Consider the following 25,659-nt stretch of genomic DNA (forward strand, 5'->3'; position numbering starts at 1 on the left):
CCTAGACCTGCACTCCCAGTTTGAAGCCGGTCCGGTCGCCTTCGGCGGAGCCTTCCTTGCGGGTGTAGGAAAAGCCGTCGGCGCCAACCGTCACCGCCATCTCGGACTTTTCCTCACGGACGATGACCGGCTGCGGATTGCCGTCCAGGTCCAGGACCAGGGAGGCCTCGGTGTACCAGGACGGGACCACGGGGTTGCCCCACCAGTCGCGGCGCTGGTTGTCGTGGACGTCCCAGGTGATGGTGGGGTTGTCGGGGTCGCCGGTGTAGTAGTCCTGGGTGTAGATCTCGATCCTGTGGCCGTCCGGGTCCAGGATGTAGAGGTAGAACGCGTTGGACACGCCGTGCCGGCCGGGGCCGCGTTCGATCCGGTCGCTGATGCGCAGGGCGCCCATCTTGTCGCAGATCTGGATGATGTTGTGCTTCTCGTGGGTGGCGAACGCGACGTGGTGCATGCGCGGGCCGTTGCCGCCGGTAAGGGCGGTGTCGTGCACGGTCTGCTTGCGGTGCATCCACGCGGCGTACGTGACGCCGTCGGCATCCTTGATGTCCTCGGAGACGCGGAAGCCCAGGTCTTCCAGGTACTTGCGGCCCTTGGGGACGTCGGGGGTGACCTGGTTGAAGTGGTCCAGGCGGACCAGTTCGCCGGCGGAGTAGAGGTCGTAGCGCTGGGTGAGGCGCTCCACGTGCTCCACGTCGTAGAAGAACTCGTAGGGGAAGCCCAGCGGGTCCTCCACGCGGACGGAGTCGCCGATGCCCTTGGTGAAGCCTTCCTTGCGGCGCTCCACCCGGCAGCCCAGCTCGCGGTAGTAGGCCTCGGCGGCGTCCACCTCGGCGGGGGACTTCACGCGGTAGGCGAAGGCCGCGACGGCAGCGACCGGGCCCTTGCGGAGGACCAGGTTGTGGTGGATGAACTCCTCCAGGGAGCGGAGGTAGATGTTGTTCTCGTCTTCCTCGGTGACGTGCAGGCCCAGGACGTCCACGTAGAACTCGCGGGACCTGGCGAGGTCGGTGACCACGATCTCCATGTAGGCGCAGCGGACAATGTCCGGTGCTGGGACGGTGGGGGTGGGAACGAAGTTGGTCATGATGGTCTCTCTTCTTTGAGCAGGTTCTTCAGGAAGTAAGGGGTTAGCCCTCGTTGGCGGCGGAGTCTTCGATGCTGCCGAACTTGGGGGTGTGGACGCTGCCGAGCGTGATGTGCACGGCCTGCTGGTCGGTGTAGAAGTCGATGGAGCGGTAGCCGCCCTCATGGCCCAGGCCGGAGGCTTTGACGCCGCCGAACGGGGTCCGGAGGTCGCGGACGTTGTGGCTGTTCAGCCACACCATGCCGGCCTCCACATTCTGCGAGAAGTTGTGCGCCCGGGTCAGGTTCTGGGTCCAGATGTAGGCGGCCAGGCCGTACTTGGTGTTGTTGGCCAGGGCGAGGGCTTCGTCGTCGTTCTCGAACGGGGTGATGGCAACGACGGGCCCGAAGATCTCCTCCTGGAAGATCCGGGCGTCGGGGGCGACGTCGGCAAACACCGTGGGTGCGATGTAGTTGCCTTCAGGGAGGCCTTCCGGCCGTCCGCCGCCGGCCAGGAGCCGGCCTTCGGACTTGCCGATCTCCACGTAGGATGCGACCTTTTCGTAGTGTTCCGGGTGGACCAGGGCGCCCACTTCGGTCTTCGGATCGTGCGGGTCACCCACCACGATGCTCTTGGCCCGGGCGGCGTACTTTTCGCAGAACTCGTCATAGATGGCGCGTTCAACGAGGATGCGGGAGCCGGCGGTGCAGCGCTCGCCGTTGAGGGAGAAGACACCGAAGAGTGCGGAGTCGATCGCGGCGTCGAGGTCGGCGTCGGCGAACACCACGCAGGGCGACTTGCCGCCGAGCTCCATGGACAGGCCCTTGAGGTTGGCGGCCGCGTTGCGGAAGATCGTCTGGCCCGTGGTGGTCTCGCCCGTGAAGGAGATCAGCGGAACGTCCGGGTGCTTGACCAGCGCGTCGCCGGCTTCCTCGCCCAGGCCGTTGACCAGGTTGAAAACGCCGTCGGGCAGGCCGGCATCCTTGAAAATGGTGGCCCAGAGCGAGGCGGAGAGCGGGGTGAACTCGGCGGGCTTGAGGACCACGGTGTTGCCGGTGGCCAGGGCCGGGGCGAGCTTCCAGGACTCCAGCATGAACGGGGTGTTCCACGGCGTGATCAGGCCGGCGACGCCGATGGGCTTGCGGTTCACGTAGTTGATCTGCGAGCCCGGGACCTTCATGGCGTCATCGAACTGGGCAACGATCAGGTCCGCGAAGAACCGGAAGTTCTCAGCCGCCCTGAGGGCCTGGCCCTTGGCCTGGGTGATGGGCAGGCCGGTGTCGAAGGTTTCCAGTTCAGCGAGCCGGGCTTCCTGGGCCTCGACGGCGTCGGCGATTTTGTTCAGCACCCGGGCACGTTCGCGGGGCTTCATCCTGGGCCAGGGGCCGTTCACGAACGCTTCGCGGGCGGCGGCGACGGCGAGGTCGATGTCCTCTTTTTGGCCGGCCGCGGCGGTGGCGTAGTTCCGGTTGGAGACCGGGTCCAGGACATCGAAGGTCCTGCCGGAGACGGAGTCCACGAACTGGCCGTTAATGTAGTGCTGGATGTGGGTGGGCAGGTCATCCGGAACATAGTGCTTGGTGGTTTCTACCGAGGTCGTCATCGTTGAAGTCCTAACTGGGTTCTGTCCGTACAAGTGGTCTTTGCGTACTAGTTGGTTTGGGCGAGGTAAGCGTCCAGGGTTGCGGTGCGGTGCCGGCGGGCCGCTTTCTCGATGTCGTCTGCATCCGCGCCGGTCTCGATAAGGTGGAGCAGGTTTTCGTGTTCCTCCACGGAGTCGCGGGCCCTGCCGGGGACGAAGCGGAAGGTGGAAGAGCGGAGCGCGGCCAGCCGATTCCAGCCGCGGTGGACAAGGTCCAGGATGTGCGGGTTGGGGCAGTGCTCGAACAGGACGCTGTGGAAGTCCTGGTTGAGCTGGGTGAAGCGCACCGGGTCGAAGTGCTCCAGGCACTCGCGCATCTCCTGGTTCACCGCCCGGGCCCGGGCGATGGACTGGCTGTCGATCAGCGGTGCGGAGAGCGCTGTAGCGGCACCCTCCACGATGCTGAGGGTCTGCATGGTGTAGAGGTATTCGGTGGGGTCGATGCCCGCCACGGTGGCGCCGACGTTGCGCTCGAACGTCACCAGGCCTTCGGCTTCCAGCCTGCGGATCGCTTCCCTGACCGGCACCACGCTGAAGCCGAGGTCCTTGGCGATGGCGCCCAGGACCAGGCGGTAACCGGGAGTGTAGGTGCCCTCCACGATGCGTGCCTTGACGGCCTGGTACGCCTGTTCCGACTTGCTGCCGGGAGTGGCCTCAGAGAGGTCAGGCATGGTCTCAGTCATTATTGCCAGCCCATTCCTTGTATTTCGCCTGCCATTCGGCGTTCATCGGGTAGAGGCCGTCCACGCTGTTGCCCTGCTTGACCATCTCGAAGATGAAGGTTTCTTCCTTTTCCTGCTGGATGCAGTCATCGACGAGTTCTTCGGCGATGGCCGGCGGGATCACCAGGATGCCGTCGGAGTCGGCCACGATGATGTCGCCGGGCTGGACGGTGGCACCTCCGCAGGCGATGGTGATGTCCGTGTCCCAGGGGATGTGGCGGCGGCCCAGCACGGCGGGGTGCGGGTTGGCGTAGTAGGTGGGCATCTCCAGGCCGGCCACCGCGGTGTAGTCGCGGACGCCGCCGTCGGTGATGATGGCAGCGGCGCCGCGGACCTGGGCGCGCAGGGCCAGGATGTCACCCACGGTGCCGGTGCCCTTCTCACCGCGGGCTTCCATGACCAGGATTTCGCCCTCGTTGACGGAGTCGATGGCACGCTTTTGGGCGTTGAAACCGCCGCCGTGCGTCTTGAACAGGTCTTCGCGGTTGGGCACGTAGCGCAGGGTCCGGGCCAAACCCACCACGCGGCGGTCCGGCCGGGTGGCCTGCAGCCCGTCGATGCTGACGTTATTAAGGCCGCGCTTGCGCATTTGCGAGGACAGGGTGGCCGTGGCGACGCTTTCCAGCTTCGCCTTCAACTCGGCGGAGAGGGCGGGCTTGGGCGCGGGGAGCCCAGCAGCTTCGCGGGACCCGTAGGCCTCCTCCCGCTGCAGGTCATCGACCTTGGGCTGGGCACCAAAGTCAGCGAACGCCGTCGTGCCTTGCTCAACGGTGGTGACCAGCCGGCCGGTGGTGAGGTTGCCGTGCAGGGTGCCCACTTCAACCTCCAGAACGTCGCCGGGTTTGGCCACGGAGGCACCGGCCGGGGTGCCGGTGAGGATGATGTCACCTTCCTCGAGCGTGAGCAGCTGGGACAGGTCCGCGACGAGCCGGGCGAACGGGAAGAGCAGGTCCCCGGTGGTGTCGTCCTGGACCAGGTCCCCGTTGTGCCAGGTGCGGATCCGGAGCTGGGAAGGGTCGACGGCGTCTGCCGGAATCAGTGCCGGGCCCACGGGGGTGAACCCGTCGCCGCCTTTGGACCGGAGGTTGGAGCCCTTGTCCGCCCAGCGCAGGTCGTACACGCCGAGGTCATTGCTGGCCGTGACGGCGGCAACGTGGCTCCAGGCATCGTCGATGCCAACCCGGCGCGCGGCCTTGCCGATGATGAGCGCGATCTCGCCTTCGTAGCCGAGCAGTTCGCAGCCGGCCGGGCGCTCGAGGTGGCTTCCGCTGAGCGCAAGTGAGCTGGAAGGCTTGAGGAAGTAGGACGGCTGCGCCGGAGTGCGGCCGCGCTGGGCAGCCCGGCTGGGGTAGTTGATGTGCACTGCGATCACCTTGCGTGCTGCTGCCAGTGTGTCGCCGTTGACCTGCTCCAATGCGTCTCCTCATCAGGTACGAAATCGTATACGATCACTATCCATAGATTTCCGGCTTCCGTCAACCCCTGGTTTTCCGGCGGTCTCACGGCACTTCGTAAGCCACTTGTCGTCCCCGTCACATCCGGCGTACAGTGGAAACCAAGTTTATAGTTTTCGATTATCGAATCTCTTGTTCTGATATAGAACATACTTTGCGACTCATCCACGAAGAAGTGAGGAAAGCCCGTGCAGTTCCACCACCACGGATATGTATCCGGTGACCCGCGCGTCCAGCCGGCGGACGGCGTCGGCCTTAACCGCCCCGAGGAGCTCCCGGAGGAAGTGGACGTGCTCATCGTCGGCACCGGCCCCGCCGGGATGCTCGCCGCCGCGCAGCTGTCCATGTTCCCGAATGTCTCCACCCGGATCATTGACCGCCGTCCGGGCCGCCTCGCTATCGGCCAGGCTGACGGGATCCAGGCGCGCAGCGTCGAAACCTTCCAGGCCTTCGGATTCGCTGAGCGGATCATCGCCGAGGCCTACCGCATCACGGAGATGGCGTTTTGGAAGCCGGACCCCGCAAACCACGCGAACATCATCCGCGCCGCCCGTGCCGTGGATGACGAGACGGGGATCAGCGAGTTCCCGCACCTGATCGTCAACCAGGCGCGGGTGCTGGACTACTTTGCCGAGTTTGCCGCCAACTCGCCCACCCGCCTCAGGCCCGACTACGGCTATGACTTCCAGGGCCTCACGGTCGGCACCGAGGGCGACTACCCGGTCACCGTGACGCTGCTCCACACCGCCGGACCCAACGAGGGCCAGGAGCGCACGGTCCGTGCAAAGTACGTGGTGGGGGCCGACGGAGCCCGGAGCAAAGTGCGTACGGCCATCGGCTGCACGCTGGCGGGAGACCAGGCCAACCATGCCTGGGGCGTCATGGACGTCCTGGCCGTCACCGACTTCCCCGACATCCGCACCAAATGCGCCATCCAGGCCGAAAAGGGCAGCATCCTGCTGATTCCGCGGGAAGGTGGCTACCTGTTCCGCATGTACGTGGACCTGGGCGAAGTGGATCCTGCCACCCACCACGACGTCCGCAACACCAGCATCGAGCAGATCATTACCAAGGCCAACGAGATCCTGCACCCGTACACCCTGGATGTACGGAACGTGGCATGGCACAGCGTGTACGAGGTGGGCCACCGCCTCACGGACAGGTTCGACGACGTCCTGCCGGCGGAGCGCGGCACCCGCACCCCGCGCGTGTTCATCACCGGCGACGCCTGCCACACCCACAGCGCCAAGGCCGGGCAGGGGATGAACGTGTCCATGCAGGACGGGTTCAACATCGCGTGGAAGCTGGGGCACGTGCTGGAGGGCCGGAGCCCGGAAAGCCTGCTGGCCACCTACTCGGAGGAGCGGCAGGTGGTGGCCAAGAACCTGATCGACTTCGACAAGGAGTGGTCCACCATGATGGCCAAGAAGCCGGAGGAGTTCGAGCACCCCTCCGACCTCGAGGACTTCTATGTGCAGACCGCCGAGTTCCCCGCAGGTTTCATGACCCAGTACGCGCCGTCCCTGATTATCGGATCGGCGGACCACCAGGGCCTTGCCACCGGCTTCCCCGTGGGCAAGCGGTTCAAGTCCGCACCCGCCGTCCGCGTGGGTGACACCAACCCCATCCACCTGGGCCACCACGCCACGGCTGACGGCCGGTGGCGGATCTACGTCTTCGCGGACCAGGCCCTGCCCGGCACGGACTCCACCACGGACAAGCTTGCCGAATGGTTTGTTAACGCACCCGAATCTCCGCTGGCTGCCACGCCTGCCGGTGCCGACCCGGACGCGTGGTTCGACCTGAAGGTCATCTACCAGCAGCCGCACACCGCCGTCGACATCAACGCCGTTCCTGCCGTGTTCAAGCCGCAGGTGGGCCCGTTCAAGCTCACGGACTACGAAAAGGTGTATGCAACGGATCCCACTGCGGACATCTTCGAGCTGCGCGGCATCGACCGTGCCGGCGCCGTGGTGGTGGTCCGGCCGGACCAGTACGTGGCCAACGTCCTGCCGTTGACGGCAACGGCGGAGCTCGGTGCGTTCTTCGGGCCGCTGCTCAAGCCCCTCGCCAAGGCGGCACCCGCGCAGCCGCGTCAGGCGGTGGCTGCCGCCCGGTAGTCAGCCGTTCTGTACTCTGCCGCGGGGTACACGCCGAGGATCCGCACTTCGGTGGTGAAGAAGTCCAGTTCCTCGAGGGCCAGCCTCAGCGGCAGGTCCTCGGGGTGGCCTTCGACGTCGGCCATGAACATGGTGGCCGCAAACTCGTTGCCCACCATGTAGCTCTCCAGGCGGGTCATGTTCACGCCGTTCGTGGCGAACCCGCCCAGCGCTTTGTACAGGGCGGAGGGGACGTTGCGGACGCGGAAAACGAAGCTGGTGACCGCCGGCCCGGGAAGTTCGTCCCTGGCCGGCAGCGCTGTTTCCCGGGCCAGGACCACGAAGCGGGTGGTGTTGGAGGGGTCGTCCTCCACGCGTGAGGCCAGGACGTCAAGGCCATAGATCTGGGCGGCCAGCGGGGGAGCCAGGGAGAGCTTGCGGGGGTCGTTCCACTCGGCCACTTCCCGGGCCGATCCGGCGGTGTCGCCGGCGATGACCGGCTTCAGGCCATGTTCGCGGATCAGCTTCCGGCACTGGCCCAGGGCATGGATGTGGCTGTGCACCTCGGTGGCGCCCTCGATGGTGCTGCCCGGGATTCCCAGCAGCTCGAAGTGGATGGGCAGGAAGTACTCGCCCACGATCTGCAGGTTGGACTGCGGCAGCAGGATGTGGATGTCCGCCACCCGGCCGGCGATGGAGTTCTCGATGGGGATCATGGCCAGATCGGCTTCGCCGGTAGTGACCAGCTCAAAGGCATCCTCGAAGCTGGCGCACGGCACGCTTTCCATGTCCGGGAACATCTGCTGACACGCGATATTGGAGTTGGCGCCGGGCTCACCCTGGTACGCAATCTTGGAGGCCATGATCCGTATGGTTTCATGTCCCGCCCCCGCCCGCCCAACTGAGTAGCAGCAGATGCTGTTTTGGGCCCCGAAACCGACACCTGCTGCTACCTAGTTGGGGAGGCGCGGGTTAGGCGGGGGTGACGCGCAGCCAGAGGTACTGCCGGGGGAGGAGGGTGACGCCGTCGTCCAGCTGCAGGGTGGCTTCGGAGAGAAGGTCGACGGCGGCGGCAGCGAAACCGGCGAAGGTTTCCGCAGGGAGGGTCTGGGCTGAGTCGCCGAAGTTGGCGAGGGCAAGGACAGTGCCGGCGCCTTCGATATCGCCCGGGCGCTGGTAGGCGAGCACCGAGCGGTTGTTCGTGCGGAAATCCACCAGCGTGGTTCCGGCCAGTTCCGGGGTGCCGGCCCGGACCTCGATCATCCGTTTCAGTCCGGCGTAGACCGCGCCTTCCGGGGTGGTGGGATCGTCGCGGCGTGCGTACTGTTCGGCGGGGAAGTGCGGCCGGTGCACCCATCGGCTGTCCTCCTCGTGGCCAGGCTCGGACGCGTAGGAGTAGTCGTTGACCTGGCCCACTTCGTCGCCCAGGTACAGCAGCGGGATGCCGCCGGTGCTGAACGGCACCGAATGGGCCAGGAGGATCCGTTCCACCGCCTCAGCCGGGTCCACCTCCATGCCGCACAGGGACGCCGTCGTGCCTGAAATCCGGCAGTCACCCGTCTTGGGGTTGTCCTGGAAGGGGACGCCGCGGGCGAAGCTGCCGGGGAACCGGTTGACGTAGAAGGAGTTCAGGAAACGGCGGTGGTCAAAGCCGTTGATGCCCAGTTCTGCCGCGTCCTCATCGGCGAAGGTCCAGCCGATATCGTCATGGCTGCGGACGTAGTTCACCCAGGCCGTGCCGTCCGGGATGTTGTGCCGGCGTTCCAACGCCTGGGACAAGAGGGAAACGTCCCGGGTGGCCAGCGACTCCCAGATCAGGGCCATCTGCAGGGGATTGTAGGAAAGCTGGCACTCTGCGGGGTCGATGTACAGCGCCACCTCGTCCGGGTGCACGATGGCCTCGGACTTGAACAGCAGTGACGGTGCTGCCAGCCGGCAGACCGCGTTGAAGGCGCGGAGCAGCGTGTGGGCCTGGGGAAGGTTCTCGCAGGGGGTGCCCAGCTGCTTCCAGATGAAGGCCACCGCATCCATGCGCAGGATGTCCACGCCCTGGTTGGCCAGGAACAGCATCTCGGCCGCCATGGCCCGGAAGACCTCCGGATTGGAGTAGTTCAGGTCCCACTGGTAGGTGTGGAACGTGGCCCAGACCCACCGGCCGTCGTCCATCTGGATGAAGGATCCGGCGTGGTTCTCGGGGAAAATTTCGCGCACGTCCGCCTCGAAGGCGTCCGGCATGGTCCGGTCAGGGAAGATCCAGTAGTAATCGCTGTACTCCGGATCGCCCGCCGCAGCCTTCCGCGCCCACCCATGTTCGTCCGAGGTGTGGTTGAAGATGAAGTCCACCACCAGGCTGATCCCGTTGGCGCGCATTTCCGCCGCGAGGGAGCGCAGCTGCTCCATGGTGCCCAGTTTCGGGTTGACCTCCCGGTAGCTCGACACGGCGTAGCCGCCGTCCGAGTGCGGTTCGGGCGCCAGGAACAGCGGCATCAGGTGCAGGTAGGTGAGGCCCAGTTCCTTGAAGTAGGGAATGCGGCTGCGCACTCCTTCCAGGCTTTCGGCGTAGCGGTCCACGTAGCAGACGCCGCCCAGCATGCCGTTGGACTGGAACCAGTCCGGTGTCTCCTCGCGTTCGGCGTCCAGGGCCTTCAGCTCCGGGGAGCGCTCCTGCCACGACCGTGCACACTGGACCACCAGCGCGGACAGCTGCTCCAGCCAGTCCTGCCGGGCCCCGTAGAGCGAGTGGAACAGACTACGAAGCGTGGGGAAGTGCTCCTCAAGCCGCCGGTCAAAATCCGGATCCGCCTTGAGGCCGAGGTCCCGCTCCCGTGTCAGTGTTGCGAGCACTGCCTGGCGCGCCTCTTCGTCCTCATTAACGGTTTCCTGCATGCAACAGCCCCTTCCGCCCGCTGCCGGCCCATCCGGCGGCATCTGTACCGAAGTATCGCACGTCACTTTCGCCGCCCACGTCCACCGCCGAAGCGTAGGCCTGCAGGGCGGCGCCCACGACGCCTGCGGAGTTCTCCAAGCCGGCGGGAAGGACCGGGGTGCGCAGCGCGAGGGGCGGGATGTACTCATTGCTGCAGGCCGAAATTCCGCCGCCAATGATGATCAGGTCGGGCGAGAAGAGGAACTCCACGTGGGCCAGGTACCGTTGCAGCCTGCCGGCATACTCCGGCCAGCTGAGGCCTTCAGTTTCGCGGACCACGGCCGATGCCCGGGATTCTGCCTTGCGGCCGCCCACCTCCAGATGGCCCAGCTCGACGTTGGGCACCAGCCTGCCGTCGACGATGAGCGCCGATCCGATGCCTGTCCCCAGGGTCAGGACCAGGACAACGCCGTGGTTACGCCTGCCCGCGCCGTAACGGACCTCTGCCATGCCGGCGGCATCAGCGTCGTTCACCACGCAAACAGGCCGGCCAAGCCGTGACCGAAGGTAGGACTGGACATCGAGCCCGATCCAGCCTTCATCCATGTTCGCTGCGGACCTGGCAACTCCGCGCTGGATTATCGAGGGAACAGCGATGCCGACAGGGCCGTCCCCGTGCCCCGGGCTTTCGTCTTCGAGCTCGTGGACGAGCTGGTCCAGTGTTTCTGCCACCTCGTCAACCCTGCCGCCGGCAGGTGTCCTCAGGCGGTGGACCCTGCCGACAGGGGTGCCATTGCCCAGGTTGACGATGGCCCCTTTGATCCATGTTCCGCCGATGTCGATTCCGATCAGGCAATCCGGTCCGGCCGAGGGTTCGGCGATGGCGGGGATGGCTGGTTCCTTCGGTTCCGTGAATGCCTGTCCCGGTGCCGGACTCACTTGACTGCGCCCTGGGTGAGGCCGGACATCACCCAGCGCTGGGTAAACAGGTAGACGATGATGGCCGGGGCCATGGCCATCAGATAAGAGGCGAAGGCAACGTTGTAGCTGTTGCTGAACTGCGTCTGGAAGATCTTTTGCAGCACCGGGATGGTCTGCAGTTCCGGGTCGGAAATGATGAGTGAGGGCATCATGAAGTCGTTCCATGAGGCGATGAAGGCGAAGATGCCCACAGTTGCGCTCATGGGTCCGATCAGGGGGAAGATGAGCTTCCAAAACACCTGCCAGGTTCCGGCGCCGTCCATTCGCATGCTTTCCTCCAACTCCAAAGGGATCGAGCGCAGGAAAGCAGTGAACAGCATGGTGTTGAATGCCAGGGCAAAAACGATGTGCAGGATGGCCACGCCCAGTGGGTTATCGAGGCCGACGAGGCCGGTGAGCTGGATCTGCGGCAGCGCCACCACCGGGAACGGGATGAACATCGCCGCCAGCAGGTAGAAGAAGGACCAGCGGAAGAGCCGCCGGTCCCAGTTGCGGACGATGGCGTAGGCCGCCAGGGCCGAAACGATGATTTCGCCGGCAACGGCGATTACTGACACGAACACGGAAATCCCGAAGCCGCGGGGGAAGTTCGTGAGCGTCCACGCCTGCGCAAAGCTGTCGAAGGTCAGCGGGCTTGGCAGTGAGAAGGCGTTGCCGTCCACGGCTTGGCCAGTGGTTTTGAATGCCATGCTGATGGTGACATACAGCGGGACGAGCACACTGAGCGTGCAAACGATGAGGATGATGGTGGCGGGCCACTGGGTACGTTCCGGGCCGGCAGGGACCTGCTGTCCCTTCCCGGCCGTTACCGATGTTGCCGGAATGGTGCTGGGTGCGCTGCTCATGCTGCGATCCCTCCTTTGCCACGGGTGAAGCGAAGCTGGATGAGTGCGATGACGATGCTGATGAGGAAAAAGATCACGGCATTGGCCATCTGGTAGGCATAGTCGCCGCCTTCGAAGCCGCGGAAGATCGACATGGCGACGCTTCGAGTGGCGACGCCTGGACCGCCGTCGGTAAGGCCGATGATGATGTCGTAGGCGTTGAGGTAGTTCTTGAAGCCGAGGACCGTATTGATCACGGCATATCCGGCAATGAGCGGCAGGGTGATGTGCCGCAGGTTCTGCCAGGGCGATGCCCCGTCGATGGAACTCGCCTCGTAAACCTCGGGAGGGACCGTGAGGAGCCCCGCGATGTAGATCAGCATGGCACTCGGAATGGACTGCCAGGCCGTGACGAAGACGATCGCAAGCCATGCGAGGTTGGGGTTGGCCAGGAGGCTGGTGGCCAGCGGCTCTATGCCGGTGCTTTGGCCGAACAGGGGCAGCGAGTTCGAGAAGAGGTACTGGAAAACGAAGGCGATGACGATGCCTGAGATCACCATCGGGATGACGAATACAGTGCGAAGCGCAGCGCGGAACCGTACGCGGGACGTGAGGCCCAGGGCCAGGAGGAAGGCCACGGCGTTCACGACGGTGACCGTGACGAGCGAAAAGGTGAGTGTGAAGCCGTAAGCGCCCAGGACGCCTTCATCGCGGAACACCGCGATGAAGTTCCGGACGCCGATGAACTCGAAGTCACCGAAGCCCACGGAGTTCGTGAAGCTGTAGATGAACCCGAGCACGGCAGGCAGCGTGACGGCGAGCGTGAAGATCACCAGGGAGGGCAACAGGAAGAGGTAGTAGAGCGGATCGACGCGGCTCCTGCCTGCCCTTGCCGCTGTGGTTGCCGGTGGTGGCGTCACCTCCGCCCTGATGGAAGGTCTCGTCATTGATGACATGGATGGTCCTCGTTTCATGCTGTGAATCGAAAAGTTTGCTTATGCCCGGAACGCCAGGCGCGCCCAGTCGGCGTCCATCCTGCGCAGCGTGCCCTCGGCGTCGGCGCCGCCAATGATCGACTGGATGTAGTTCGCAGCCGGGATGGAGTTCGGAATGAACTGCGAGGCACCCATGTAGAAGCGGCCTTCGTCGTAGTACTTCTGCATCTCAACGATGCGGGGGTCGGTTACCGGCGGTGCATCTTTGGTGGTGCCGAAACCCAGGAATTTGGCGTTGTAAGGGTTCTGGATCTCCGGCTGCATGAGGTATTGAAGAAAGTCGCGGGCTCCCTGCTGCCCGTTGGCCACCTCAGGTACCCAGAGCGAGAGGTCGATGTTGACCCGGACCTTCAGATCGGCGGGGTCACCGGTCATGGGCAGCGGGAAGGTTCCGAGATCCAGGTCCTTGCCGGCCTTCTCGATCTCCCCGAAGGCCCACGGTCCCTGGAAGTACATGGCGGCCTGGCCCTGCGCCATGGCGGTATTGCCGTCTCCGTAACCGCGGCTCGCGGCATCGGGATTGACGTACTTGGTCAGCTCGACCATGCGCTTCACCGGCTCAAGCAGCGTCTTCTGGAACGACACTTCCGAATCCGGTCCCACATTCGCGCCAGCGGCGTGCATTGACTTATAGAAGTCACGCACGTTGATCATTCCGCCCACTGTGTAGTCGAACAAACCCTGCGCCACGGTCCAGGGATCACGGAAAGTGCCGTAGATCGGCGTGATGCCGGCTGCCTTGAGCCGCTCGCATACCTCGATCAGTTCATCCCAGGTTCCAGGGACGGCCAGCCCATTCTCTTCGAAGATGCGGCGGTTGTAGATCACGGAGGCCGCCATGACCGAATAGGGGATCACACTCGTGCGGCCCGGATAGCTTGGGTACCAGTTGGTGAGGTCGAGGACGTCCTCCCGGATCGAAGCCGCTGCCGGGAGGTCGGAAAGATCAGAGAGCGCCCCGCGCTCCATGAACCGGGCCATCTCCAGGTTGTAGTTGAGGCATCCGAGATCCGGGGGACTGCTGCGGACGAAGCTGGCAGAGAGATTCGTGGCCATGTCGTGCAGGACGCGGACCCGGTCCTGGGAGGCGGTGAACTTCACGGCCAGATCCCGGAAGTACGGAACTGCCTCCGGCTTTGACTGGTGGAACGTGATGGTCGGTGCAGTTCCGGCCGGGGCGCAGCCGGCCAGTCCGAAAGCGGTGAGAGCACCTCCGGCAGCAGTAAGGAAAGTACGCCGGGAGAGTCGTCTCCCGGCGGGCGGCAAAGGTGGCAACATCGGCTCCTCATGGGCTCTCGGCGAATTTATATGGATCTTATATTTAGGTCCTAAATGAGGATGGGGGACGAAGGGTCTATCGTCAAGGGGTGGACGGAATTACGGCGAGCTCGACCCAACTGTTACGCCAGATCAACTCGGAGGCGCTGTTGCGCTTTGCCCTGCAGGAACAGGTGTTCACGGCGGCGGCGGCCATGGCGGCAACCGGGCTGACGCGTGCCACAGTGCTTGGGGTTTGTGACGGCCTGGTTGACGCCGGCTGGCTGGAGGAATTCAACGACGGGAGCGCGGACGCCGGCAGGCTCAAGGGCAGGCCTGCGCGGCGGTACCAGTTGCGCGAAGCTGCCGGTGTGGTGGTGGGCCTGGACGCCGGGGAGGGCTACTACACAGCCATCGTTGCCGACTTGCGCGGACGCGAGCTGGGCAAGCGCCGCCAGGGCATTGATTCGCACATGCTGGGACGCTCGGGCCGGGTCGCGAGCGCACGGGAACTGATCCGCCTGACGCTTGAGGATGTTTCACGCACCCCGGATGATGTCCTGCTGACGGCCGTCGGCGTGCCGGCTCCGATCGACGCGAACGGCCAGTCTCCAGAGGAGGGGGAATTCTGGCAGTTGATGAATTCCGGATTCGGCGGGCACCTTTGGGGCAAGGTCATCATCGAGAACGATGCCAATCTCGCCGCAGTCGCCGAGCAGGCAAACGAGCCGTCAGCCAACGTGGCCACATTGCTGTCGGGAGAGCGGTTTGGTGCCGGCCTGATTGTCGATGGGCGCCTGCTGCGCGGCCGGCAGGGCGGTGCCGGCGAGATGCGGTTCCTGGATGCGCTCGGCAGCAAGTTCGTGCCTGATGAGGGAGGCTGGGACGGGTTCGGAGCGCTTGCGCGGAAGTGGGCGCGTGCGGGCGTCCATTCCTACGACGGCGCCACGACGCTGCGGCAAATACCAGAGGGGGACATCAATGCGGAGGATGTCTTCCAGGCTGCCCGCGGAGGAGACCCGTTTGCCCAGGAAATCATTGCCCGGCTCGGCGTGCGCCTGGCGCGGATCGCGGCAGTGCTTTCCAGTCTTCTCGATATTGAACGCGTCGTCATCGCCGGCGCGATCTCACGGGCCATCGAACCTGTCCTGGAGCATGCCCGCAGCCTGCTGCCCATGGACTCCGGTTTGCCGCTTCCAGAGCTCGTGGCAAGCACCCTCGGGGCGGAGGCTGTAGTCAAGGGTGCCATCGAGTCGGCATTGATTAGGATCAGGCGCGAGCCTTCGGCGTTCATCCCGCGTGCCGTCCCTTCCTGACCCCACGGCCCGGTTGGGGCCTACAGCACGCTGCGGATGGCCTGTTCGAAGCTGGTTACGTGCTCAAGGGCGAGCTTGCCCGCGCGCTCCGAATCGCCGTCGGCCACTGCTTCCAGCAGTTCCACGTGCTCGGCGATGTGCGCCGCCACGGACGGCACCTTTTCCAGCACCATGCACCAGATGCGGGTGGCCAGGTTGTCGTACCGGATCAGGACGTCCTCAAGGTGCGTGTTGGCGGCGGCCCGGTAGATCAGTCGGTGGACCTTGATGTCGTACCGCATGAGGTCATAGGGATCGTCCTCGTCGCCCATGTCCGCAATAGCCGCCGCGGTGTCCCTGATTTCCTTGCGGAGGGCAGGGGTGGCCAGCTTGGCGGCCCGGCGCGCGGCCAACGGTTCCAGCGACTCGCGCAGCTCCGACACGTCCGCAAGTTCAGTGATGTCGACGACGGTGGCGAACGTTCCGCGGCGGGGGTACGACACCACGAGGTGGTCGCCTTCCAGGCGCTTCAGCGCTTCACGGACCGGCGTGCGGCCGATCCCGAGTTCGGCGGCGAGCCTGCCGTCGTTGATCGCCTCGCCGGGCCGGATGTCGAGCATGATCAGCCGGTCCCGTAGGTGCCGGTAGGCCTGCTCGGCCAGCGAAAGCTCGCCTTCTCCGGCCAGCTGGTTTTCTGTCATTACGCTCATCCGGGCTCTCCCAAGGTAGCTATTGACTGCCACGTGATCTACAACATACTATTGCGTCAGTTCTAATATATCAGTTACAGATCAGTTATGGATCAGTAACTCCGAAGGGCCCAAAAGGAGAACAATGCAGGACGTACTGAACGCCTCGCTCGCCACTGTCGACGCCGACGTCGCCGCCGCTGTGGCACAGGAACTGCACCGCCAGCAGTCCACCCTGGAAATGATTGCCTCGGAGAACTTCGCTCCGTCCTCCGTGATGGAAGCCCAGGGCTCGGTGCTGACCAATAAGTACGCCGAGGGCTACCCGGGCAAGCGCTACTACGGCGGCTGCGAGCACGTCGATGTGATCGAGCAGCTCGCCATTGACCGCGTGAAGGCGCTGTTCGGCGCCGAGTTCGCCAACGTGCAGCCGCACTCCGGCGCGCAGGCCAACGCCGCCGCCATGTTCGCGCTGCTGAACCCGGGCGACACCATCCTCGGCCTCTCGCTGGCCCACGGCGGCCACCTCACCCACGGCATGAAGATCAACTTCTCCGGCAAGCTCTACAACGTGGTTCCGTACCACGTCCGCGAATCCGACCTCCGCGTGGACATGGCCGAGGTGGAAGCCCTGGCCCTGGAACACAAGCCCAAGCTGATCGTGGCCGGCTGGTCCGCCTACTCCCGCCAGCTGGACTTCGCCGAATTCCGCCGCATCGCCGACCTCGTGGGCGCCTACCTCATGGTGGACATGGCCCACTTCGCCGGCCTCGTCGCCGCGGGCCTGCACCCCAACCCCGTCCCGTACGCGGACGTGGTCACCACCACCACCCACAAGACCCTGGGCGGACCCCGCGGCGGCGTCATCCTGGCCAAGGAGGAATACGCCAAGAAGATCAACAGCGCAGTGTTCCCCGGCCAGCAGGGCGGTCCGCTGGAGCATGTCATCGCGGCCAAGGCTGTGGCCTTCAAGCTCGCCGCAGCCCCTGAATTCAAGGAACGCCAGGAACGCGTCCTGCAGGGCGCCAAGCTGCTGGCTGAGCGACTCCTCCAGGAAGACGTCCAGGCCGCCGGCATCTCCGTGGTGAACGGTGGCACCGACGTCCACCTGGTCCTGGTGGACCTTCGCCACTCCGAACTCGACGGCCAGCAGGGCGAGGATGCCCTCCACCGGATCGGCATCACCGTCAACCGCAACGCCGTACCGTTCGATCCCCGCCCGCCGATGGTCTCCTCCGGCCTTCGGATCGGCACTCCGGCCCTCGCCGCCCGCGGCTTCGGCGCCGCCGAGTTCACCGAGGTTGCAGACATTATCGCGACGGCGCTGATCGCCTCAGCCGGCACGGGCACCCTGCCCGGGGACACCGCCGTCGAACTCCGCAACCGCGTGACGGCCCTGGCCGGCCAGTTCCCCCTTTACCCGCACCTCTCCGCCGACGCCGGCCTGGCCGAAGCTGAAGCAGACCTGATTGGAGCAGCCCAGTGAGCGCAGATCTCCTCCCCGAGCACCCGGACTTCCTCTGGCGGAACCCGGAACCCAAGTCCTCTTATGACGCCGTGATCGTGGGCGGCGGCGGGCATGGCCTGGCCACCGCCTACTTCCTGGCCAAGAACCACGGAATGACCAACATCGCGGTTCTCGAAAAGGGCTGGCTGGCCGGTGGAAACATGGCCCGCAACACCACCATCATCCGCTCCAACTACCTCTGGGACGAGAGCGCGGCCATCTACGAGCACGCCCTCAAGCTCTGGGAGATCCTGCCGGAGGAACTCGAATACGACTTCCTGTTCAGCCAGCGCGGCGTGATGAACCTGGCCCACACCCTGGGCGACGTCCGCGAAAGCATCCGCCGCGTGGGCGCCAACAAGCTCAACGGCGTGGACGCGGAATGGCTGGACCCGCAGCAGGTCAAGGAACTGTGCCCCATCCTGAACATCCGCGACAACATCCGCTACCCCGTCATGGGCGCCACCTACCAGCCGCGCGCCGGCATCGCGAAGCACGACCACGTGGCCTGGGCCTTCGCCCGCAAGTGCGACGAAATGGGCGTGGACATCATCCAGAACTGCGAGGTGACCGGCTTCCTCAAGGACGGTGACCGCGTGGTGGGTGTCAAGACCAACCGCGGCACCATCAACACCGAAAAGGTGGGCCTCTGCGCCGCGGGCCACAGCTCAGTCCTGGCCGAGATGGCCGGCTTCCAGCTCCCCATCCAGTCCCACCCGCTGCAGGCCCTGGTGTCCGAACTGCATGAGCCCGTCCACCCCACGGTGGTCATGTCCAACCACGTCCACGTCTACGTCTCCCAGGCCCACAAGGGCGAACTGGTCATGGGCGCCGGCGTCGACTCCTACAACGGCTACGGCCAGCGCGGCTCCTTCCACGTGATCGAGCAGCAGATGGCGGCCGCCGTCGAGCTCTTCCCCATCTTCGCCCGGGCCCACGTGCTCCGGACCTGGGGCGGGATCGTGGACACCACCCTGGACGCCTCCCCGATCGTGGGCCTGACCCCGGTGGAGAACATGTTCGTGAACTGCGGCTGGGGAACCGGCGGGTTCAAGGGCACCCCTGCCGCCGGCCTGACCTTCGCGCACACCATCGCCACCGGCGCCCCGCACGCGCTGAACAAGCCGTTCTCGCTGGAGCGCTTCGAGACCGGCGCCCTGATCGACGAACACGGCGCCGCCGCCGTGGCCCACTAGCCGCCGCCACCAGAAAAGGACTAACGCATATGCTGCTGATCCCATGCCCCAACTGCGGCCCGCGGGACGAAACCGAATTCCACTACGGTGGCCAGGCCCACGTGCCGTACCCGGAGAACCCGAACGAGCTGAGCGACACCGAATGGTCCCGCTACCTCTTCTACCGCGAGAACCCCAAGGGCATCTTCGCCGAGCGCTGGGTCCACAGCACCGGCTGCCGCCAGTGGTTCAACATGCTCCGCGACACCGTGACCTATGACATCCAGGCCGTCTACCCGATGGGAGTGCCGCGGCCAGCCGCACCAGTTCCCGCGGCCGCCGACACCGGCACCGCAAGCACCGGCCCGGCGAGCACCACCCCCCTCAGCCCCCGCACCGCCCCGGAAGGAGCGACCAAGTGACTTCCCAGAACGCCCGCCTGGCAACCGGCGGCCGCATCGACCGCACCATCTCCTGGCGATTCACTCTCGACGGCGATGAGTTCACCGGCCACCCCGGTGACACCCTGGCCTCGGCCCTGCTGGCCAACGGCCGCATCGCCGCCGGCAACTCCCTCTACGAGGACCGGCCCCGCGGCATCATGTCCGCCGGCGTGGAGGAAGCCAACGCCCTGGTCCGCGTGGAGGCCCGGTTCCCCGGCCACGTGGCCGAATCCATGCTTCCCGCCACCACCGTCTCACTGGTGGACGGGCTGCAGGCCACCCTGCTCAACGGCCTGGGCAAGCTGGACCCGGAGGATGACCGCGCCGAGTACGACAAGAAATACGTCCACACCGACGTCCTGGTGATCGGCGGCGGCCCCGCCGGCCTTGCCGCGGCCCGCGAAGCCGTCCGCACCGGTGCCCGGGTCATGCTCCTGGACGACCAGCCCGAACTCGGCGGTTCCCTGCTCTCCGGCTCCACCGTTCCCGGCCTGGCCGAGACCATCGAGGGCAAGCCGGCCCTGGAGTGGGTGGCTGACGTTGAAGCGGAACTCGTGTCCGGCGCGGAATCAACCGTCCTGAACCGCACCACCGCCTTCGGCGCCTACGACGCCAACTACGTCATCGCCGTCCAGAACCGCACCGACCACCTCACCACCCCCGCCGCCCCCGGCGTGTCCCGCCAGCGGATTTGGCACATCCGTGCCAACCAGGTGGTCCTGGCCCCCGGCGCCCACGAACGTCCCCTGGTGTTCGAGAACAACGACCGCCCCGGGATCATGCTGGCCTCGGCCGTCCGCACGTACCTCAACCGCTACGCAGTGGCCGCCGGAAAGCGCGTGGTCATCAGCACCACCAACGACAGCGCCTACGCCGTGGCAGCTGACCTCGCTGCCGCAGGCGTCAAGGTTGCCGCCGTGGTGGACGCCCGTCCTGCGCTGACCACCGCGGCAACTGCCGCCGTCGAATCCGGGATCCGGGTGCTGATCGGCAGCGCCGTGGCCAACACCTCCGCCGATGCCGCAGGCCGGCTGGACGGTGTCACCGTCCGCAGCATTAACGACGACGGCGAAATCACCTCGGGCGTCGAGCAGATCGGCTGCGACCTGCTGGCTGTGTCCGGCGGCTGGAGCCCGCTGGTCCACCTGCACTCCCAGCGGCAGGGCAAGCTGCGCTGGGACGACGAACTGGCGGCCTTCGTGCCCAGCACCGAAGTTCCCAACCAGCAGACCATCGGCTCCGGCCGCGGCTCCTTCGCCACCGCCGACTGCCTTGCCGAGGGAATCTCCGCCGGCGCAAAAGCCGCCATCGCCGCGGGCTTCGCGTCCGCCGTCGAGCCTTCCCCGCTCGCCGCACCGAAGGCAGCCGCCCCCACCCGCCAGCTGTGGCTGGTGCCGGGGGAGAACGGTACCCCGGAGGACTGGCACCACCACTTCGTGGACTTCCAGCGCGACCAGTCCGTGGCCGACGTGCTGCGTTCCACCGGGGCCGGCATGCGCTCCGTGGAGCACATCAAGCGGTACACCTCCATCAGCACCGCCAACGACCAGGGCAAGACCTCCGGCGTCAACGCGATCGGCGTCATTGCGGCCGCACTCCGCACGGCCGGCGAGGCGTCCCGCGGCATCGGGGACATCGGCACCACCACCTACCGTGCACCGTTCACCCCGGTGGCCTTCGCGGCGCTGGCCGGACGCCAGCGCGGGGAGCTGTTCGACCCCGCCCGCATCACCTCGATCCATCCCTGGCACGTGGCCAAGGGCGCCCTGTTCGAGGACGTTGGACAGTGGAAGCGCCCCTGGTTCTACCCGCAGGACGGGGAGGACATGGACGCTGCCGTGCTGCGCGAATGCGCCGCCGTCCGCGAGTCCGTGGGTTTCATGGACGCCACCACTCTCGGCAAGATCGAGATCCGCGGAAAGGACGCGGGGGAGTTCCTGAACCGGGTCTACACCAACGCGTTCAAGAAGCTCGCCCCGGGTTCGGCGCGCTACGGCGTCATGTGCACGCCGGACGGGATGATTTTCGACGACGGCGTGACCCTCCGCGTGGACGACGACACCTACTTCATGACCACCACCACCGGCGGTGCCGCGAAGGTCCTGGACTGGCTGGAGGAATGGCTCCAGACCGAGTGGCCGGAGCTGGACGTGCAGTGCACCTCGGTGACGGAGCAGTGGAGCACCATTGCCGTCGTCGGGCCCAAGTCCCGCGAGGTCATCGCCAAGGTTGCCCCGGAACTGGCAGCCAACGGCGGGCTGGATGCGGAGGCGTTCCCGTTCATGACCTTCCGCGAAACCACCTTGGCCTCCGGCGTCCGCGCCCGGATTTGCCGGATCTCGTTCTCCGGTGAGCTGGCCTACGAAATCAACATCCCGGCCTGGTACGGACTGAACACCTGGGAAGCCGTGGCTGCCGCCGGCGCCGAATTCAACATCACCCCCTACGGCACGGAAACCATGCACGTGCTCCGCGCCGAAAAGGGCTACCCGATCGTCGGGCAGGACACGGACGGCACCGTCACCCCGCAGGACGCGGGCATGGAGTGGATCGTCTCCAAGGCCAAGGACTTCATCGGCAAGCGCTCCTACGCCCGCGCCGACGCCCAGCGCGAGGACCGCAAGCACCTGGTCAGCGTCCTGCCCGTCGACGGCACGCTCCGGCTCCCCGAAGGCACCCAGCTGGTGGAAAAGGGCCGCTCCACGAACCCCGCCTACGGGCCGGTGCCGATGGAAGGCTTCGTCACCTCCAGCTACCACAGTGCAGCCCTGGGCAGGTCCTTCGGCCTGGCCCTGATCAAGAACGGCCGCAACCGCATCGGCGAAACCCTGGTGGCCGCCGCCGGCGACCAGCTGGTTGACGTGGTTGTTGCAGAAACAGTGCTTTTTGACCCTGAAGGGACCCGTAAAGATGGCTGAAACAGCAGCATCCCCCACCGCCGCAAAGACCGCCGCAGACAAGAACCTCGAAGCCCGAGTCAGCCCTGCCAAACAGCTCGCCGAAGCGTTCGCAGCCGGCTCCCTTGCCGGCACCGTTGAGCTTTCCGAGCTGCCCTTCCTCACCATGGTGGGGCTCCGGGCCACGGCTGGATCGGACACTGCTAACCGCCTCGCCGCGGTCACCGGCGGCCTTCCCGCCTCATCCGGTGCCGTGGCCGGCAACGGTGACACCTCCGTCCTCTGGCTGGGGCCGGGCGAATTCCTGGTGGTGGCACCCACCGAGGCGCACGAGTCCCTGGGCGGCGGCCTGATCCCCGCACTCCGGGACGCCCTGGGCGGCGACGCGGGCCAGGTGGTGGACCTTTCCGCCAACCGGACCACGTTCGAACTGAGCGGCCCCCGGGCCCGCGGCGTCCTGGAAAAAGGCTGCTCGCTGGACCTGCACCCCAGGGTGTTCAAGGCCGGCACCGCCTTCTCCACCGAGATCGCCAACATCCCCGCCATCCTGTGGAAGACCGGTGAGGATTCCTTCCGGATCTTCCCCCGGGCATCCTTCGCCGAGTTCCTGGGCCGGTGGCTGCTGGACGCCATGCGGGAGTACGCCTCACCCGAGGTCCCCTGATGGCGCTGAGCGTCCTGGACCTGTTTTCCGTCGGCATCGGGCCCTCATCGTCACACACGGTGGGCCCGATGCGGGCGGCAAAGCTCTTCGCGGACGGGCTGAAAGGCGACGGGCAGCTGGCCTCCACGGTGCGCGTCCAGTCGGAACTTTTCGGTTCCCTGGGCGCCACCGGACGCGGCCACGGCTCGGACAAGGCAGTGGTCCTGGGGCTGCAGGGCCTGGAACCCGAAACGGTGAACACCTTCACCGCGGACGACCAGGTGGCGGCCGCCGCGCTGAACGCCGAGCTGCATATCGCCGGCTCCCACCGGGTGGATTTCAACTGGGAAGAGGACGTGGTGCTCCACCGGCGCAAGTCCCTCCCCGCGCACCCCAACGGCATGACCTTCCGCGCGCTTGACCACACCGGAGCCGTAGTGAGCGAACGGAGCTTCTATTCCATTGGGGGCGGCTTCGTGGTGGACGGGGACGCGGCGGGCGCTGACAAGGTGGTGCCGGACGACACTGTCCTGCCCTACCCGTTCTCCACCGCCGACGAGCTGCTGCAGATCTGCGGCCGGGAGGGCATGTCCATCTCCGACGTCATGCTGGCCAACGAGCTCACCTGGCACAGCGAAGCGGAACTGCGGGAGAAACTGCTGGGCCTGTGGGCGGTCATGCGCGAATGCGTGGAGAACGGCTGCAACGCCGAAGGCATCCTCCCGGGCGGCCTGAACGTCACCCGACGGGCGCCGTCACTGTTCCGCACCCTGACGGCCTCGGCGGCAAGCGCCGAAGCCGCGGCAGCAGCGCCGTCGCCCGTCCAGGCTCCAGCGGACCCGCTGCTGGCGATGGAATGGGTCAACCTGTTCGCGCTCGCCGTGAACGAGGAAAACGCCGCGGGCGGCCGGATCGTCACCGCGCCCACCAACGGGGCGGCCGGGATCGTGCCGGCCGTGCTGCACTACTACATCAAGTTTGTTCCGGGAGCGGACGACGACGGCGTGGTCCGCTTCCTGCTGGCGGCGGCCGCCGTCGGAATCCTCTTCAAAACGAACGCCTCCATCTCCGGCGCCGAAGTGGGCTGCCAGGGTGAGGTGGGCTCCGCCTGTTCCATGGCGGCGGCCGGGCTCTGCGAAGTGCTCGGCGGAACGCCCGCGCAGGTGGAGAACGCCGCGGAGGTGGGGATCGAGCACAACCTGGGCTTGACCTGCGATCCCGTGGGCGGCCTGGTGCAGATCCCGTGCATCGAACGGAACGCGATCGCCAGCGTGAAGGCGATCAACGCGGCCCGGCTGGCCCTGCACGGGGACGGCAGCCACAAGGTCTCGCTGGACAAGGCCATCAAGACCATGCGCGACACCGGAGCCGACATGAAAACCAAGTACAAGGAAACCTCCCGAGGAGGCCTCGCCGTGAATGTAATCGAGTGCTGAGCCATGACTGTTACTGAAACCCATCTCCCCGCAACCAAAGCGCCCACCACCGTGGAGCACGTCCTGACCCTTGACTGCCCGGAAGGGCCCGGCATCGTGCACGCCGTCTCCGGCTTCCTGTTGGAACACGGCTGCGACATCATCGACAACAAGCAGTTCGGCGAGCGCTCCGAGGGCCACTTCTTCATGCGCGTGCACTTCGTCTCCGAGGGGGACGAATCCACGCTGGAGCTCCTGCGGTCCTCGTTTGCCCCCGTTGCCGGGAAGTTCGGCATGCGGTGGCAGCTGGAACGCCAGGGCTCCAAGCGCAAGGTGCTGATCATGGTGTCCAAATTCGGGCACTGCCTCAACGACCTGCTGTTCCGGGCCCGGATCGGCGAACTGCCCATTGACGTGGTGGCGGTGGTGTCCAATCACCGGGACCACCAGGCCCTGGTGGAGTGGCACGGGATTCCGTTCCACCACATTCCGGTCACGGCCGGCACCAAGCCCGAGGCCGAGGCGAAACTTCTGGAACTGGTGGACGGGCTGGACGTGGAACTGGTGGTGCTGGCCCGCTACATGCAGGTACTCAGCGACGACCTGACCCGGCAGCTGGACGGACGGGCCATCAACATCCACCACTCGTTCCTGCCCAGCTTCAAGGGTGCCAAGCCCTACCACCAGGCCTACGCGCGCGGTGTCAAGACCGTGGGCGCCACGGCACACTACGTCAACGCAGAGCTGGACGAGGGGCCGATCATCGCCCAGCAGGTGGTGGAGGTGGACCACACGTACGGGCCGGAGGACCTGGTGGCCGCCGGCCGCGACACCGAATGCAAAGCCCTCTCCAACGCCGTCAAGTGGCACTGCGAGGGCCGGGTCATCCTGCAGGGCAACCGTACCGTGGTGCTTCGGTAAGCGGATCCAACTAAATACTGCCAGCGCGGCTGGCTGCCCCGTCCGGGGCGGCCGGCCGCGCTTTGTTGTGCCCGCCCAATGGGTGGCGCTAGGTTCCGCGCCGGAGGAGCACCACCTGGTGCACCTCCTCAAGGGCTGCAGCAATCTCGTCCCGTCCCACACCCGCCAGGTACTGCAGCACAAGTCCATCCAGGGCGGCGAAGAGCGAGCGGGCAACCACACGCACCTCGCCCTGGACGCCAAAAGCCTGGAGCCCCTCGGTCAAGGCGTCGACGTAGCTCTCGTACAGCTGGGCCACGGGTCCGGCCAGTTCGGGCCGCCGCCGTGCTTCCAGGATCATCTCGTATTGGAACGCCTGCAGCCCCGGATCTTCAAGCAGGAGTTCCAACAGCGCCTCGGTGAATGAGCCTTCCTGCTCCGCCGCTTCGCGCAGCCGGGACGCGGCGATGGACTGCTCGGAAGCCCACTGCAGTGCCGCGGCAATCAGTGCATCCCTGGACCCGAAATGATGAGCCACCAGGCTGTTGTTCACGCCCGCTGCCTCGGCGACGGCACGGTACGTCATTCCGCGCAGGCCCTTCTGCGCCACCACGTCCACGACGGCCCGGAGCAATGCTTCGCGGCCTGTGCCGTATTTGGAGGGGGAAGCACTGCGGGTGGCGGAAGGCGTCATGACGACGATTCTAGCCAGCGTCAACAGAACCAGCGCCGCCTCTTGACTTAAAACTAAGCAATTGCTTAGATTGCTTCCACGCCGTGATGCCAGTC

The 25,659-nt window shown here is 66.0% G+C and carries 21 protein-coding genes; 9 read left to right on the forward strand and 12 right to left on the reverse strand.

Annotation, left to right across the window (positions count from 1 at the left end):
* Window position 1: 1 nt before the first annotated feature.
* Genes hpaD through QFZ60_RS00730 form a run of 4 tightly spaced genes read right to left on the reverse strand, consistent with a single transcriptional unit; the run spans window position 2 to window position 4,844 of the window.
* Window positions 2-1,087: a 3,4-dihydroxyphenylacetate 2,3-dioxygenase gene (gene hpaD, locus QFZ60_RS00715; protein ID WP_307087266.1), complete on the reverse strand. Its 1,086-nt coding sequence runs from the start codon at window positions 1,085-1,087 to the stop codon at window positions 2-4.
* Window positions 1,088-1,130: 43 nt separating this feature from the next.
* The gene (hpaE, locus tag QFZ60_RS00720; protein WP_307087267.1) at window positions 1,131-2,669 is read right to left on the reverse strand and encodes a 5-carboxymethyl-2-hydroxymuconate semialdehyde dehydrogenase; all 1,539 of its coding nucleotides are present in this window, start codon (window positions 2,667-2,669) and stop codon (window positions 1,131-1,133) included.
* 47 nt (window positions 2,670-2,716) lie between these two features.
* Window positions 2,717-3,391, reverse strand: coding sequence for a GntR family transcriptional regulator (locus QFZ60_RS00725; protein WP_307087268.1), 675 nt, complete (start codon window positions 3,389-3,391; stop codon window positions 2,717-2,719).
* Complete coding sequence (locus QFZ60_RS00730; protein WP_307087269.1) at window positions 3,384-4,844, reverse strand: fumarylacetoacetate hydrolase family protein; 1,461 nt, start codon at window positions 4,842-4,844, stop codon at window positions 3,384-3,386. The genes QFZ60_RS00725 and QFZ60_RS00730 overlap by 8 nt, the downstream gene beginning before the upstream one ends.
* 228 nt (window positions 4,845-5,072) lie before the next feature.
* Between QFZ60_RS00730 and QFZ60_RS00735 the strand changes: the two genes are divergently transcribed.
* Complete coding sequence (locus QFZ60_RS00735) at window positions 5,073-7,004, forward strand: FAD-binding monooxygenase (RefSeq protein ID WP_307087270.1); 1,932 nt, start codon at window positions 5,073-5,075, stop codon at window positions 7,002-7,004.
* Here the strand turns inward: QFZ60_RS00735 and QFZ60_RS00740 are convergent.
* From QFZ60_RS00740 to QFZ60_RS00765, 6 genes are all read right to left on the reverse strand, one after another.
* Window positions 6,980-7,846: a prephenate dehydratase gene (locus QFZ60_RS00740; protein ID WP_307087272.1), complete on the reverse strand. Its 867-nt coding sequence runs from the start codon at window positions 7,844-7,846 to the stop codon at window positions 6,980-6,982. The genes QFZ60_RS00735 and QFZ60_RS00740 overlap by 25 nt on opposite strands.
* 109 nt (window positions 7,847-7,955) lie before the next feature.
* Entirely contained in the window at window positions 7,956-9,869 is a 1,914-nt protein-coding gene (locus QFZ60_RS00745) for an amylosucrase (RefSeq protein WP_307087274.1), read from the reverse strand.
* A complete protein-coding gene (ppgK, locus tag QFZ60_RS00750; RefSeq protein ID WP_307093155.1) occupies window positions 9,853-10,740 on the reverse strand; it encodes a polyphosphate--glucose phosphotransferase in 888 nt (295 codons plus the stop codon). Before ppgK ends, QFZ60_RS00745 begins: the two co-directional genes overlap by 17 nt.
* A 44-nt stretch (window positions 10,741-10,784) precedes the next feature.
* Window positions 10,785-11,675, reverse strand: a complete 891-nt coding sequence (locus QFZ60_RS00755; RefSeq protein WP_307087277.1) for a carbohydrate ABC transporter permease — start codon at window positions 11,673-11,675, stop codon at window positions 10,785-10,787.
* Entirely contained in the window at window positions 11,672-12,610 is a 939-nt protein-coding gene (locus QFZ60_RS00760; RefSeq protein ID WP_307087279.1) for a carbohydrate ABC transporter permease, read from the reverse strand. Before QFZ60_RS00760 ends, QFZ60_RS00755 begins: the two co-directional genes overlap by 4 nt.
* 39 nt (window positions 12,611-12,649) lie before the next feature.
* The gene (locus QFZ60_RS00765) at window positions 12,650-13,927 is read right to left on the reverse strand and encodes an ABC transporter substrate-binding protein (RefSeq protein WP_307087281.1); all 1,278 of its coding nucleotides are present in this window, start codon (window positions 13,925-13,927) and stop codon (window positions 12,650-12,652) included.
* 89 nt (window positions 13,928-14,016) lie between these two features.
* Between QFZ60_RS00765 and QFZ60_RS00770 the strand changes: the two genes are divergently transcribed.
* Window positions 14,017-15,222, forward strand: a complete 1,206-nt coding sequence (locus QFZ60_RS00770) for an ROK family protein (protein ID WP_307087283.1) — start codon at window positions 14,017-14,019, stop codon at window positions 15,220-15,222.
* A gap of 20 nt (window positions 15,223-15,242) precedes the next feature.
* On the opposite strand, the gene QFZ60_RS00775 is transcribed toward QFZ60_RS00770, so the two are convergent.
* Window positions 15,243-15,902 carry a GntR family transcriptional regulator gene (locus tag QFZ60_RS00775; RefSeq protein WP_307093156.1) on the reverse strand — a complete coding sequence of 220 codons (660 nt, stop codon included), beginning with the start codon at window positions 15,900-15,902 and terminating at the stop codon, window positions 15,243-15,245.
* Between the two features lie 133 nt (window positions 15,903-16,035).
* Here QFZ60_RS00775 and glyA point away from each other — a divergent pair, with 133 nt between their 5' ends.
* The 7 genes from glyA to purU are packed head-to-tail and all read left to right on the forward strand — an operon-like array spanning window position 16,036 to window position 24,891.
* A complete protein-coding gene (glyA, locus tag QFZ60_RS00780) occupies window positions 16,036-17,376 on the forward strand; it encodes a serine hydroxymethyltransferase (RefSeq protein ID WP_307087284.1) in 1,341 nt (446 codons plus the stop codon).
* Complete coding sequence (locus tag QFZ60_RS00785; protein ID WP_307087286.1) at window positions 17,373-18,593, forward strand: sarcosine oxidase subunit beta family protein; 1,221 nt, start codon at window positions 17,373-17,375, stop codon at window positions 18,591-18,593. The genes glyA and QFZ60_RS00785 overlap by 4 nt, the downstream gene beginning before the upstream one ends.
* A 29-nt stretch (window positions 18,594-18,622) precedes the next feature.
* Window positions 18,623-18,994 carry a sarcosine oxidase subunit delta gene (locus QFZ60_RS00790; RefSeq protein WP_307087288.1) on the forward strand — a complete coding sequence of 124 codons (372 nt, stop codon included), beginning with the start codon at window positions 18,623-18,625 and terminating at the stop codon, window positions 18,992-18,994.
* Window positions 18,991-21,933: a sarcosine oxidase subunit alpha family protein gene (locus tag QFZ60_RS00795; protein WP_307087290.1), complete on the forward strand. Its 2,943-nt coding sequence runs from the start codon at window positions 18,991-18,993 to the stop codon at window positions 21,931-21,933. The genes QFZ60_RS00790 and QFZ60_RS00795 overlap by 4 nt, the downstream gene beginning before the upstream one ends.
* A complete protein-coding gene (locus QFZ60_RS00800) occupies window positions 21,926-22,576 on the forward strand; it encodes a sarcosine oxidase subunit gamma (RefSeq protein ID WP_307087291.1) in 651 nt (216 codons plus the stop codon). The genes QFZ60_RS00795 and QFZ60_RS00800 overlap by 8 nt, the downstream gene beginning before the upstream one ends.
* Window positions 22,576-23,991 carry an L-serine ammonia-lyase gene (locus tag QFZ60_RS00805; protein WP_307087292.1) on the forward strand — a complete coding sequence of 472 codons (1,416 nt, stop codon included), beginning with the start codon at window positions 22,576-22,578 and terminating at the stop codon, window positions 23,989-23,991. Before QFZ60_RS00800 ends, QFZ60_RS00805 begins: the two co-directional genes overlap by 1 nt.
* Before the next feature lie 3 nt (window positions 23,992-23,994).
* Window positions 23,995-24,891 carry a formyltetrahydrofolate deformylase gene (gene purU / locus QFZ60_RS00810; RefSeq protein WP_307087294.1) on the forward strand — a complete coding sequence of 299 codons (897 nt, stop codon included), beginning with the start codon at window positions 23,995-23,997 and terminating at the stop codon, window positions 24,889-24,891.
* 88 nt (window positions 24,892-24,979) lie between these two features.
* Here the strand turns inward: purU and QFZ60_RS00815 are convergent, their stop codons facing one another.
* Complete coding sequence (locus QFZ60_RS00815; RefSeq protein ID WP_307087296.1) at window positions 24,980-25,564, reverse strand: TetR/AcrR family transcriptional regulator; 585 nt, start codon at window positions 25,562-25,564, stop codon at window positions 24,980-24,982.
* Between the last annotated feature and the right edge of the window lie 95 nt (window positions 25,565-25,659).

This window comes from Arthrobacter sp. B2I5 (genome assembly GCF_030816735.1).
GTDB lineage: Bacteria > Actinomycetota > Actinomycetes > Actinomycetales > Micrococcaceae > Arthrobacter.